Origin of the sequence: Streptosporangium sp. NBC_01469, from assembly GCF_036227305.1 — a bacterium.
In the GTDB taxonomy this organism is placed as follows: Bacteria; Actinomycetota; Actinomycetes; order Streptosporangiales; family Streptosporangiaceae; genus Streptosporangium.
Window position 1 is genome coordinate 1,790,541 of sequence record NZ_CP109465.1, and the last position, 12,536, is coordinate 1,803,076.

The 12,536-nt window shown below is 70.0% G+C and carries 13 protein-coding genes; 5 read left to right on the forward strand and 8 right to left on the reverse strand.

Going from position 1 to position 12,536, the window contains the following annotated elements; genetic code table 11:
- Nucleotides 1-181 precede the first annotated feature (181 nt).
- Nucleotides 182-1,363 (forward strand): sensor histidine kinase, encoded by a 1,182-nt coding sequence (locus OG587_RS07995; protein WP_329088290.1) that lies wholly within the window; start codon nt 182-184, stop codon nt 1,361-1,363.
- Complete coding sequence (locus OG587_RS08000) at nt 1,360-2,034, forward strand: response regulator transcription factor (protein WP_329088292.1); 675 nt, start codon at nt 1,360-1,362, stop codon at nt 2,032-2,034. The genes OG587_RS07995 and OG587_RS08000 overlap by 4 nt, the downstream gene beginning before the upstream one ends.
- Before the next feature lie 318 nt (nt 2,035-2,352).
- Here OG587_RS08000 and OG587_RS08005 read toward each other — a convergent pair whose 3' ends face one another.
- Nucleotides 2,353-3,312 carry a superoxide dismutase gene (locus tag OG587_RS08005; protein WP_329088294.1) on the reverse strand — a complete coding sequence of 320 codons (960 nt, stop codon included), beginning with the start codon at nt 3,310-3,312 and terminating at the stop codon, nt 2,353-2,355.
- A 483-nt stretch (nt 3,313-3,795) separates the two neighbouring features.
- Between OG587_RS08005 and OG587_RS08010 the strand changes: the two genes are divergently transcribed.
- Together OG587_RS08010 and OG587_RS08015 are read left to right on the forward strand one after the other, a co-directional pair.
- Nucleotides 3,796-4,284, forward strand: a complete 489-nt coding sequence (locus OG587_RS08010; RefSeq protein WP_329088296.1) for a CAP family protein — start codon at nt 3,796-3,798, stop codon at nt 4,282-4,284.
- A 276-nt stretch (nt 4,285-4,560) separates the two neighbouring features.
- Nucleotides 4,561-5,412: a DUF72 domain-containing protein gene (locus tag OG587_RS08015; RefSeq protein ID WP_329088299.1), complete on the forward strand. Its 852-nt coding sequence runs from the start codon at nt 4,561-4,563 to the stop codon at nt 5,410-5,412.
- A gap of 231 nt (nt 5,413-5,643) precedes the next feature.
- Here OG587_RS08015 and OG587_RS08020 read toward each other — a convergent pair whose 3' ends face one another.
- The 3 genes from OG587_RS08020 to OG587_RS08030 form a co-directional block, all read right to left on the reverse strand.
- Complete coding sequence (locus tag OG587_RS08020; RefSeq protein ID WP_329088301.1) at nt 5,644-7,143, reverse strand: DHA2 family efflux MFS transporter permease subunit; 1,500 nt, start codon at nt 7,141-7,143, stop codon at nt 5,644-5,646.
- Nucleotides 7,144-7,218: 75 nt separating this feature from the next.
- On the reverse strand, nt 7,219-7,707 hold the full coding sequence (locus OG587_RS08025) for a MarR family winged helix-turn-helix transcriptional regulator (protein ID WP_329088303.1): 489 nt from the start codon (nt 7,705-7,707) through the stop codon (nt 7,219-7,221).
- Nucleotides 7,708-7,868: 161 nt separating this feature from the next.
- Nucleotides 7,869-8,768, reverse strand: a complete 900-nt coding sequence (locus OG587_RS08030) for an aminoglycoside phosphotransferase family protein (protein WP_329088305.1) — start codon at nt 8,766-8,768, stop codon at nt 7,869-7,871.
- Nucleotides 8,769-9,102: 334 nt separating this feature from the next.
- On the opposite strand from OG587_RS08030, the gene OG587_RS08035 reads away from it, so the two are divergent.
- Complete coding sequence (locus OG587_RS08035) at nt 9,103-10,068, forward strand: serine hydrolase domain-containing protein (protein WP_329088307.1); 966 nt, start codon at nt 9,103-9,105, stop codon at nt 10,066-10,068.
- A 108-nt stretch (nt 10,069-10,176) separates the two neighbouring features.
- Here the strand turns inward: OG587_RS08035 and OG587_RS08040 are convergent, their stop codons facing one another.
- The 4 genes from OG587_RS08040 to OG587_RS08055 form a co-directional block, all read right to left on the reverse strand.
- Complete coding sequence (locus tag OG587_RS08040; protein ID WP_329088310.1) at nt 10,177-10,422, reverse strand: hypothetical protein; 246 nt, start codon at nt 10,420-10,422, stop codon at nt 10,177-10,179.
- Between the two features lie 146 nt (nt 10,423-10,568).
- Complete coding sequence (locus OG587_RS08045; RefSeq protein WP_329088311.1) at nt 10,569-11,450, reverse strand: L,D-transpeptidase family protein; 882 nt, start codon at nt 11,448-11,450, stop codon at nt 10,569-10,571.
- 179 nt (nt 11,451-11,629) lie between these two features.
- On the reverse strand, nt 11,630-12,097 hold the full coding sequence (locus tag OG587_RS08050; protein ID WP_329088314.1) for a GNAT family N-acetyltransferase: 468 nt from the start codon (nt 12,095-12,097) through the stop codon (nt 11,630-11,632).
- Nucleotides 12,098-12,168: 71 nt separating this feature from the next.
- Nucleotides 12,169-12,300 carry a hypothetical protein gene (locus OG587_RS08055; protein ID WP_329088315.1) on the reverse strand — a complete coding sequence of 44 codons (132 nt, stop codon included), beginning with the start codon at nt 12,298-12,300 and terminating at the stop codon, nt 12,169-12,171.
- Nucleotides 12,301-12,536: the final 236 nt, after the last annotated feature.

Below are 12,536 nucleotides of genomic sequence, written 5' to 3' on the forward strand. Positions count from 1 at the left end.
AACTTCCCCCATTCCTGTCGCACACGTGCGGTCAAGGGTGGCTCGGCGGTGGTTCTGCTGGTTTCTCGCATGGGGCCGGTTCTACGGATCCGGCCATAACACGGCCCGAACCACCCCTGTCATGCCGCTGTTAGGTCGGGCATCGCATCCTGGAGGTCCGCACGCGAACGGGAGAGGACCGATGAACAAGCCGCGACGCCCCGCATCATCGAGGCGGACAGTACGGCAGCGTTTCACCATCTTGTATGCCGTCCTGTTCCTCCTGTCCGGCTTGGGGCTGCTGGCCCTGACCAACCTGCTGGCCACCGGCGTGAGCGTGACCCAGCCGGCACCCGGCCGGACCCCTTCCGTCCAGCAGCCCGGCCTCGCCCAGGAGCGCGTCCACCAGCTCGAGGCACAGCTCTCGGACGTCCACGCGGTCCAGTCACGCCAGCTCCTGGTGGGCTCGGTGATCGCGCTGGTCGTGATGGCGGCGATCTCGTTTCCGCTGGGCAGGGCCGTGGCCGGCCGGGTGCTGCGCCCCCTGCGGACGATCACCGCGGCGACCCGGCGGATCTCGGCCGAGAACCTGCACGAGCGGCTGGCCGTGCCGGGCCCCGCCGACGAGGTCAAGGATCTCGCGGACACCATCGACGGACTGCTGGAACGCCTGGAGGTGTCCTTCGCCGCCCAGCGCCGATTCGTCGCCAACGCCTCCCACGAACTGCGGACGCCGCTGACGACCATGCGGGCATCGCTGGACGTGGCCGTGGCGAAGCCGCGGCCGGTGCCACCGCAGACGCTGGCGCTCGCCGACCGGCTGCGTACCGAACTCGACCGGGTCGACAGCCTTGTGGAAGGCTTTCTCGACCTCGCCCGTGCGCAGCACGGTGAGCTCCGGGACAGCGCCCCGGTCTCGCTCGGCACCCTGGTGTCCGAATCGCTGGCCGCCTGGGCACCGGACATCGCGCGGAGGAACCTGACCGTCGAGGTCCTCGCTCAGGACACCGCGTGGACCCGGGGCAGCCCGACCCTGCTGTCCCGCATGGTGAACAACGTGATCGACAACGCGGTCGTCCACAACCGGCACGGTGGCTCGATCCGGCTCGCGACCAGGGCCGGGAACGACTCGGCGCGGCTGATCGTGGAGACGGACGGGCCTGTTCTCGACCCGGCGCAGGTCGCCCGGCTCGCCGAGCCCTTCCGGCGGCTCGCCGCCGACCGGACCGGCTCCGAGACCGGCTCCGGCCTCGGCCTGTCGATCGTCGCGGCCGTCGTCGGCGCGCACGACGGCGTCCTGGACCTGCACGCCCGGCCGGAAGGCGGCCTGCGCGTAACCGTCTCGCTGCCGCCGGCGCCCGCACCGGAAGGCCGCGCCGAGTGAGGATCCTGGTGGTGGAGGACGCGCGCCCGCTCGCCGAGATCGTGGCCGAGGGCCTGCGCGACCAGGGCATGGCCGTCGACGTCGCCCACGACGGCCTGACCGCCGCGGCGAAGCTCGATCTCAACGCGTACGACGTGGTGGTCCTCGACCGCGACCTGCCCGGGATCCACGGCGACACCCTCTGTCAGATGATCACTGAACGGGACGACCGCGCGATGGTCCTGATGCTGACCGCGGCCGGCTCGCCGGGAGACCGGGTCAGCGGCCTCACCCTGGGAGCCGACGACTACCTCGCCAAGCCCTTCCACTTTCCCGAACTGGTCCTGCGCGTCCACGCCCTGGCCCGCCGCCGGCCGTCCGCGCGCGCACGGACACTGCGCGCGGCCGGGATCGAGCTCGACCCGGTACGCCGCACGGCCACCCGCGACAGCCGGCAGCTCGACCTCTCGGTCAAGGAGTTCGCGCTCCTCGAAACCCTCCTGCGTGCCTGCCCCGCCTTCCTGAGCACCGAGGACCTCCTCGAACAGGTCTGGGACGAGAACGCCGACCCGTTCACCAACACCGTCACCGTGACCATCGGGCGGCTGCGCCGAAAACTGGGGAGCCCGCCGATCATCACGACGACACCCGGGGTGGGTTACCGCATCGCCGATCCCGCCGACGAGGCGTAGCGCGAGACGGGTTACCGGCCCGGTCGTCCCGTTCTCCGGGCGTCGTCAGACTCGGGGGCGTGCGCCCTGCCGCCAACCTGCTGCGCGAGCGGATCGACGGCGTCACCGGCGAGTAGCCCGATCCCCCGCCGTGATCACGCACCGGCTCCCGTCCGGCGGGAAAGGATGTCACCCCAACGGGGGGTTCTCGGTACGGCGATGACCCCGGGCCCTCGGGAGTTCCCGGCATCGGCGGGAACCCCGGCGCGGACCCGGGGGCAACGGACGTACGGGAGCGTGCGGCCGGGGCGGGCACGCGAATCGGCGATAACCGATCGATCAGTGACGCTTGACGACCACCACGTTGTACGGGGTCGTCGGGGTGGGGGGAGTGGTGAAGCGGGCGTTGGGGAGATAGAGGCGGTCGCGGAAGGGGGCGACGGTGGTGGGGACGTCGAAGCGGTCGTCCACGAGCCTGCGGACCACCTTCCCGGACGTGGCGCCGCGGTTCAGGGAGAGGGACGTCAGGGTGTTCAGGCGGTTCTGCACGACGTAGAGGGTGCGGCCCTCCAGCAGTAGGCCGTCACCGTTGGCCAGGGACTCGGTGCCGATGTTCACCAGCGTGGCGACGCCGGTCGAGGGGTTGACGCGGAACAGCTTGCCGGTGTTGGACTGCACGACGAGCAGGGCCTTGCGGTCGGGGGTCGGGGCGATGCCGTTGGCGTTGTTGCCGGTCGTGTAGACGATGTCCCCGCTCAGCGGCACCTTCACCGCCTCGGCCGGCAGCGCTCCGCCGGGCCCGAACGGCAGCTTGTACAGCACGGGGTTGGCCGAGTCGGTGAAGTACGCCGCGTCGTGGGTGAGCACGACGTCGTTGACGAACGCGGTGCCGGTGGCGAGCCGGTAGCTCGCGAGCACCTTGCCGTTACGGGTATCGATCACGCGGGCGTCGCCGCCCGTGCCACCGGCGACGAACAGCCGCTCGCGCGCGTCGACCTTGAGACCGAGCGACGGGGTGCCCGGACCCGGGTTGATGATCCGGCCCTTACCCGTGCGCAGGTCGGCCCGGTAGATCGCGCCGGTCCCGCGCGAGCCGAAGTACGCGGCCGGGCCCGGACCGATGGCGATCCCCTCCGGCTGGAAACCGTCCGGAAGGGAGAACTCGGTGGGATAGGCCGGCTTTTCAAAAGAGGCAGGGGCCGTGGACGCGCCGGTCCCGGATCCGGTCTCGGCCGCCACTGCGGGCGGGGCCGCCACGAGGGCGGCCAGGACCCCTGCTACGAGAAATGTCACCTTCATCAAGGAACATCCCATCTGTCGCGAGTGCGATGGTCTACCGAAATGCCCGCCTGGGCAATGGATCTAACCAACGTACGACGCCGGGTTGTAGTGCTCCCGTAAAGCGTGCCCGTCCAGCCGGCACCCGGTGACTTCGGGTTCCGTCCCGCTGAGGGAGTGGCGTCAGGACAGGCGACGTACGCCCCGAAGCGTCCTTCGGATGACTCGGCGCGCCCCGTCGGAGATACGGGCCATAAGGATTCGCCGATCCGTTGTGCCCGCTTCTCCCGGTGTTTTGTTCACCGCGCGTCACCTCGAAGCCGTATCCGAGAGATAAATAGCACGTTTCTTGTTGACCGAATCGATTCGGGTCTTCCGGTAAAGTCCTTTGCGTGAATCGGCCCTTGCCGAATGGAATGCGCGCGTAAATGATTGGGCGAGAAATCCGCGGTCGTCAGGGATCGTGGTTCGGCCGGCGCCCACGGTGCCGTTTGAGGATGTCTCATGCCAGGAACTCGCCCCGCCTTCCCCGACAGCACGACGCCTGAGTTCCAGGCCGAGGCGCTCGCGGAGGCCAACGCCTTCCGGGCCAAACACCACGCGCCACCCCTGGTCCTGGACCCCGAGCTCAACGCGTACGCCCAATCGCGAGCCGTCTCCCGTTCCGAGCAGGAGGAACTCCAGGCCGGTCACACCGATCTGCGCGAGGGGACGGGCGAGAACATCTTCTGGGGCGGCGGTTCCGAGGCCCTGCCCGGATCGGACGCGGTCAAGAGCTGGTACAGCGAGATCGACGCCTACGACTTCGCCGCGGCCCGGTTCGACGGCGCCAGCGGCCACTTCACGCAACTCGTCTGGAAGGGCAGCACGAAGGTCGGAATCGGACGGGCGTCGGGCCAGGGCAGCGACTACTTCGAGACGTACGTCGTCTTCGTCTTCGAGGCGCCGGGAAACATGGAGGGCGACTTCGCGGACAACGTTCTTCCCGCCTGAATGAATACCTTCCGATCGGGGTCGCGGTAAATCAAGGCGCCGGTGTCGCCCAGGTAATTCCGGGGGCGACGCCGGTGCCCTGACCGATATTTCCTGCGTTTAAAAAGGTGCGACGTGTCACCTGTTTCCGGCTCTTCGCCGCGGGAGTGTCATCCGTGTCCGGTCACCGTCGGCGTCGTCGGTCCACGGAGGACCTCGGGACATGGCCGGCGGAGTGTCCGCCCCGAGGTGTGCTCGGTTCACCCTCTTCCGCGGCCCTTGGATAGCGTCGAGGTCATGCGGCTTCATGTGGGATGCGCGATGTGGACCCTCAAGTCATGGCAGGGGCGTCTCCTGCCCCATCCGCTGCCTCCCGGGGAGCGCCTGCGGTCCTACGCGACCTGGTGCAACGCGGTGGAGGGCAACACGACGTTCTATGCGACACCGGCGAGGAGCACGGTGGAGTCGTGGGCGCGGCAGACCGCGCCCGACTTCCGCCTGGTGGTCAAGCTGCCCAAGTCGATCACACACGAGGGCCGCCTCACCGGCGTCGATGAGGAGGTCCGATCGTTCCTGGAGACGATCGAGCCACTCGGGCCGCGAGCCCACGCCCTCTGGATCCAGCTGCCGGGGTCGTTCGCCCCGACCGACCTCGGCACCCTGGCCGGGTTTCTCCGCCGGCTCCCCCGCTCGCACAGGTACGCCGTCGAGGTCCGCCACCGCGCGTTCTTCGACGACGTGCGCTCCGTACGGCTTCTCGAAGGGGTGCTCGCCGGTGTCGGCGCCGAGTGGGTGCCCTTCGACACCACGACCCTCTTCCGGAGCCCCCCGACCAGCGACACCGAACGAGAGGCGTGGTCGAAGAAGCCGCGCATGCCGCGCCGGTCGGTCGCCCTCACCGACCGTCCGATCGTCCGCTACCTCGGCCGGGACGACACGGCGAGCACGATCGAGGGCTGGCGGCACTGGATCGGCACGGTCACCGGCTGGCTGCGCGAAGGCCGCTCGCCGACCGTGTTCATCCACACCCCCGACAACGCCGACGCGCTCACGCTCGCCCGTCGCTTTCACGACGACGTACGGGCCCTGCTGCCGGAGGTCGAGCCGCTGCCCGAGCCCATGCCCACCGAGCCGCTGACCCTTTTCTGACCGCCGGGCCCCCGTGGTGCGCCGGCGGTCGGAATCCTCGGGGGAGATGACTGCGCCAAAGAGGGCCGAAGAGGACGGTCACCGCGGGGCCGGAACCCGGATCGTTCCGGTGCCCGGTGCCCGGTGCCCGGTGCCCGGTGCCCGGTGCCCGGTGCCCGGTGGGCAGGGCGGTCAGCGGGGCGTCGGCGCCCGGCCCGCTCCCGTACGTGGTCAGGCCCGTCGCGGCGGTGGTCAGGTGCTCTCCGGCTGGGAAGTCGGCGTGACGGGGGGCGCGTCCAGGACGGCGGTGTCCGGTCCGGGCTGCCGCAACACGACGAGCGCGACGGTGAAGGCGGCCAGGAGCAGGGCGGCGGCGATACCGAAGGCCAGGTGGTAGCCGCCGGTCAGCGCGGCCGCCCCGCTCTCTCCCGCGGACAGCAGCTCCTCGGTACGCCGGGCGGCCAGCGTGGACAGCACCGCGACGCCGACGGCCATGCCGATCTGCTGGGTGGTGTTGAACAGCCCGGACGCCAGGCCCGCGTCGTCGGCCCTGGCGCCGGACATGCCGAGCGTGGTCAGTGCCGGGAGCACCAGCCCGGCACCCGCGACGAGCAGCATCACCGGGAGCAGGTCGGTGACGTAGTTCGCGTCCACCGGTACGCGAGTGAGCCAGCCCATCGCCCCGAACAGGAGCACCAGGCCCGCCAGCAGGACGGCGCGCTCGCCGAAGCGGGTGTTGAGCCGGGCGGAGAGGAACAGGGACACGCCGCCGATGGCCACCGCCGCGGGAAGCATCGCCAGGCCGGTGTCGAGCGCGCCGTAACCGAGGACCCGCTGCATGTAGAGCGCGACGATGATCTGGAAGGCGAACATGGCCGACAGCGTCAGGATCTGGACCAGGTTGGCGCCCGAGACGTTGCGCGAGCGGAGGATCCGCAGTGGCATCAGCGGGGTCGCGGCGGTCGCCTGGCGGATGACGAACGAGGTCAGCAGGGCGAGCGAGACCGCGCCGAGGCCGAGGGTGTGGGCGGCGAGCCAGCCGTACTCCTCGATCTTGACCACGGTGTAGATGCCCAGCATCAGGCCGCCGGTGACCAGCACGGCGCCGATGACGTCGGCTCCGGCGGCGAGCCCGATCCCGCGCTCGCCCGGCAGCGCCCGGATCGCCAGCGCGATCGTGGCCAGCCCGATCGGCAGGTTGATGAAGAAGATCCAGTGCCAGCTGAGCGCGTCGGTGAGGACCCCGCCCAGGACCTGGCCGATCGAGGCTCCGGCGGCACCGGTGAAGCTGAAGATGCCGATCGCCTTCGCCCGTTCCCCGGGCTCGGTGAACAGCGTCACCAGGATGCCCAGCACGACCGCGGAGGCCATGGCGCTGCCGACGCCCTGGAGGAACCGGGCGGTGATCAGCATGCCGGGCCCGGTGGCCACTCCGGCCAGCAGCGACGCGGCGGTGAAGACCACATTCCCCGCCAGGAACATGGTCTTGCGGCCGATGAGGTCGCCCAGCCGGCCGGCCAGGAGGAGCAGCCCGCCGAAGGCGATCAGGTAGGCGTTGACGGTCCAGCTGAGTCCGGCGGGTGAGAAACCCAGATCCGCCTGGATGGCCGGCATCGCCACGGTCACGATGCTGCCGTCCAGGATCGTCATCAACATCGCGGCGGACAGCACGGTGAGCGCCAGCCAGCGCGACGGGGACGTGCCGGTGCCGGGTGGCCGGGCGGGGCGGGGGGAAGGTGCGGTGTGCGACATGGGGCCGCCTCCTGTTCGAAGGGGAACAGGAGCGACCGTAGCAGATAGTTTTGTTATAGACGATCCCTTACGGACTTACTTTGTGCGCTGCCGTGCCCGCCGGATCCCCTGCGGCGCCTCCACGGGGACGGAGAGATGTCCCGTCACCAGGCGGCTCATGGCCCGTACGAGCACCTCGCCCTCGTTCCCGGACAGCGCGCCCAGCACCGCCCGGTGCACGCCGTCGACGATCTCCTGGCTCTGTCGCGCGGCCTCCGCGCCCTTCTCGGTGACCGCGATGATCCGGGCCCGCCGATCCGTACTGGACGGGCGACGCTCGGCGAGCCCCGCCTTCTCCAGGGCGTCGACCGTGACCACCATCGTGGTCTTGTCCATGTCACCGAGCTCGGCGAGCTGGATCTGCGTGCGCTCCTCCTCCAGGGCGTGGACCAGCACGCAGTGCATGCGTGCCGTCAGCCCGATCTCGGCGAGCGCCGCCGCCATCCGGGTTCTCAGGACACGGCCGGCGTGGTCCAGCAGGAACGACAGATCCGGCTCGGTACGGGCGGGTGCCATGGCGGTCATGCCCCCTACCATAGCCAACCGGTACCGTTCCGGATTATCCGCAAGCGGACGCACCTGTGTCGTCGACCGGCCGGCCCGGCCGGACGCGTGCGCTCGCCGAAGTCGGGTCGCGACCCGGTGGCTTCGCCCCGATCACGTGGCGAGCCCGTCCGGGGACCTTGTCATCCGGCGTTCTCGTGGTCGGCGAGGACTTCGTGGATCACGTGCCGCGCGTTCGCCGCGAACACCGGGTTCGTGTCCCTGTAGTACGGGAGCGCGATGAGGGCGATGGACAGGGCCCGGCCGCGCCCGCGTGCCCAGGTCGCGTCGTCGACCCGCAGGGCCGCGCGAAAGTCGTCGCGCACGCCGGCCGGGAGAAGGTTCCACGCGACGATCAGATCGCAGGCGGGGTCTCCCACGCCCGCGGTGCCGAAGTCGATGACGGCGCCGAGCCGCCCCCGGACGAGCAGCAGGTTCCCGGGCATCAGGTCGGAGTGGATCCAGACGGGCGGGCCCGCCCACCCGGGAGTTTCGAGGGCGACCTCCCACGCCGCGGTCGCCGCGTCGGTGTCGATCATCCCGCGCAGGTCCTCGATCGCGGTGCGCGTCGGGGCGTCCAGCGTCGCCAGCGGCCCACCTCGGTAGGCGGGCGGTCCGTCCGGGAGATCGATCCGGCGGAACGCGGCGACGAACGCCGCCAGGTCCCTCGCGAGCGGTCCCGGTTCGGTCAGGTGGCCAGGGGACGGGTTCTCACCGTCGAGCCAGCGGTAGACCGACCAGGGCAGCGGGTAATCCTCGGTGGGTATCCCCTTGCCGAGCGGGACGGGAACGGGCACCGGGAGCAGCGGGGCGAGCCTCGGCAGCCACCGCAGGTCCTTCTCGACCTGCGCCGCGGAACCGGCCCTGCGGGGCAGGCGTACGGCCATGTCGTCGCCGAGCCGGTAGATGGCGTTGTCCGTGCCGGAGGAGTCGAACGGCTCGACAGGAAGGTCCGCCCACCGCGGGAACCGCGTGGCCACCAGCCGGCGCACGAGGGGGACATCGTGCTCCATCTCATCCGCGTGCATCCTGCCGGCGCGCATGGACCACCTTCCTGATCTGGAGCGGGACCACCGCGTGACACGCGGGCGGCGCGACGAGGCGGGAGGACCGGGCTGCGTCTCCCGCCGTTCGTCGGACCGGTTTCGAGTCGCGTCTCCCGTCGTTCATCGGACCGGTTCCGGGCCGCGCCTGTCAACTCATATACCGGCGGAGACGCGCCCGCGCCCGGCGTTCGCCGGCCTCTCCCGGGGGACTCGGCACGGGCGCCTGTGCTCGCCGCCGGACGCCGGGTGTGAAGGAGGCGCGCACCGTGGTCAACGGAAGTTCTCCCTGCCGGGTTGCTCCTGACACGGTGGCAGGACGTAGAACAGGATCATGAGCAGCGACGCACTCACCGACCGTCTCGCCCTGGCCGTGGAGCAGGGCCGGGTGCCCGACCTCCACGGCGTGGTCGCCGTTCGCCACGGCCGGGTGATCCTTGAGCACTACGGCGAGGGCGAGGACTTCAAACTGAACGAGCCGCTCGGCCGGGTGCGCTTCACGCCCGGCACGCTCCACGACGTCCGCTCGATCACCAAGAGCGTCATCGGCCTCCTGTACGGCATCGCCCTGGCCGACGGCGAGGTGCCGGAGCCGCGCGAGCCGCTGCTACGGCACTTTCCCGAGTATCCGGACCTCGCCGAGGATCCCCTGCGCGCCGCGCTCACGGTCGAGCACGCGCTCACCATGACGCTCGGCCTGGAGTGGGACGAGAGCGCCCCCTACACGAGCGCGGCCAACAGCGAGATCGCGATGGAGTCGGTCCCCGACCGATACCGCTACGTCCTCGGGCAGCGGATCGTGGAGGAGCCCGGCAGCCGATGGTCCTACTGCGGGGGTGCTTCGGCGCTGGTGGCGCGGCTCATCGAGAAGGGCACCGGACGGGCGGTGGAGGACTACGCGCGTGCCAGGCTGTTCGAGCCGCTGGGGATCGCGCGCTTCGAGTGGTCGACCGGCGAGGACGGGGTGGCCCTCGCCGCCTCCGGGCTGCGGCTGACCCCTCGCGACCTTCTCGCGATCGGGCGGCTCGTGCTCGACGGGGGCGGCGGCGTCGTCCCCTCGTCCTGGCTGAAGACGGCGCTGCACCCGCACGTGCGGATCGACGAGGGTGCCCACTACGGCTACCACTGGTACTCGGGTGACACGTGGACGGGCGGGTTCGGCAACGGCGGCCAGCGGATCTACGTGTCACCCGCGCTGGACCTGGTGGTCGCCGTCACCGCGGGGCAGTACGACAGGCCTGACCAGTCGACCGCCTCGGTCGTGCTCGACGAGGTGATCCTGGAGGGGATCAGGCCCTGAGACGCGTCCGCGGGCGGCATCGATCGCCGGATGCCGCCCGTACCCTCGGGCCTTCGAGGGATCTTCCCGAGTGACCACCCGCGGAACCGGGCCTCGGCGGCCGTGCGGCTACGGATTCTTCGCCCGTGGCCGCTGCGCGATCGTGTTCCTCACGATCCACAGGACGCTCTGGTGGATCGCCACCCCGGCGGAGACGTTGAGCACTCCCAGCGCGGCCGCCATCATCAGTGACCCGTCGAGCCCGATCGCGTCACCGGCCAGGAGCACCACGGGCCAGAACACGGCGGCGGCGAGGAGAGAGGCCCGCCACCAGCGCCCGAAGACCAGGCCGAACAGGATCATGGTTGGTATCACGATTCACGCCCTTCGGAATGATCTGCCGACATCCTCATCATGACCTCGCGGCACCGGTTCTAAGCCCGTGAGGCCGGTCCGATCGCCGTACCGGCCGGGAATCGTGGCGGGAAGGCCACCTCCCGGCTCGGGCGCGCCGCCACGGCTCACCGGCGCCCCCTGCCGTGATCGCCGGTCGGGCGTCCGGGCCGCGAGGAGTACCGGTACGAGCGGTGAGGAGCTTCGGGAGGTCGTGCCTTGGGGATCCGCGAGTGTCGTTCCCCGCGAGCCTTCGGGCGGCGTTCGGCGGGAGCCTCCGAGCGGCGGACGTATACGGGGGTGCCCGGCTGAAGGAACCGGTAGAGGTTGAGGGCGTTGTGCAGCGGAACCCGGACGCACCCGTGGGACGCGGGGTAGCGGGGGACGAGGGTGGAACCGTGGATGGCGATGCCGCCGTTGAAGTAGACGGGGTAGAACATCGCCCCCAGGATCCCCGTGGACCAGCCGGAGACCCGCACTCCCACCCGATAGTCGCCCACCGGGGTTGAGGCGAACCCGCAGTGCCCCTTCTCGCAGTACGACCTGCGGGCGCCGGTGGAGATGTGGGTCACCAGCACGGGCTTCCCGCCCCGCCACGCGATGAGAAGCTGGCGCCGTAGATCGATCTCGGTCCTTTCCCGCTCTCCGTACGTCACCAGGGGCCTGATCCGACGGGGGTGCAGGAGGGCCTGCCAGGTCGGCGGGTCGATTCTGTCGACGGGCTTCAACCCGTTCGCCTTCTGGAAGGCCCATACGGTCATTCGCAGGGCGGAGTCGTACGTGGGGCTGAGATTTCCCGGGGGGAATCCCAGATCTCTGAGTCTTTTCTTCGCGTTGTGGACCTCGATTCCCCTGCTGCCTGTTTTGAGGGTCGTGAATTGATCTGGCAGGGGGACATGCTGGGAATCGGGGGTGGGGTCGGTCACGGCGTGCGCGACGCTGAAGGGGAGGGTTGTGGCCAGGGCGAAGACGGTACTGGTGATCAGGGATTGTTGAACGGTCCTTCGCATGTTGTGACGTCTATCCGCCGACAGACGCGATCAACCCTGTAATGTTACTTGCCGGGAAGTAAGACTTATACATCCGCGTGCGATTCACGGGTTATCTTGGGAGAGTTTTCCCGAGCAAAAATGTATATGTTTCCAGGCGGCGTTATATGGCGATATCAATAAGATATTTCTGAAACCGTTCATCGGGGACGCGAGTGGCGGGCCGTCCGGTCGTGGGCGCGGAAGCCGAGTCCCTCGTACAGCTGCGCGGGCACCGGATATCCCGCGTCCCCCCGAGGGTGGACGATCGCGGTGACCGCTCCGGCCTCCCTGAGCCGGTGCAGCGCGTACAGGCAGGCCGCGCGGGCCAGTCCCATCCGCCGGAAGTCCGGGTGCGTGCCGACCGGCTCCATCTCCCCGACGCCGTTGGCGTCGTCCAGCCAGATCAGGCAGTACGACGCCGCGCGGCCGTCCGGGGCCACGACGACGCAGTCCAGCTCGCGCCGGTAGGGCCACGCGCCCATGACGTTGCGGTAGCTCTCCTCGGTGACCGAGGAGGGGGCGAACGCCGACCGGTGCACGGATCCGCCGAGCCACCGAGCATTCGGACCACCGAACGGGCGGACCACCGCACCGCGTATTCTCGCGCCGCTCCCTGGTGGGCGCATCCGAATATCCCCTTCCCCCGCGGTGGGCGGGAGCGACCCTTCTGTCCCGCTGCCGGGCGAAGCGCATTGATTCACGTGAAACCATCGTCGATGTTCAGGCGGAACCGTCCGGCCTCGCCATCAGCTGGGGTTTCCTCCCGTGAGGTTTCCCTGTCGTCATCGATTTCGCGCACACGTGCTCGCTCGGCCATGAACTCGGCCATCAACAGGACCCCAGGCGATGCGCGCCGGCCCGAGACGAGATCTCGGCCGTGTGGTTCCTCTCGGAGCGAACCCAGTCGGTACGGACCGCTGCAAGGTCGGGACCCACGGCTGACGAGGAGAGCCCGCGCATGTGTCATGCGCGGGCTCTACCGACCACCGATGACCGCCGTCGCCCGGCGTCCGGCAGGTGGGACGCCGGGCCGGGGTGACGACACGTTGTCCGCGTGGCGGGTTC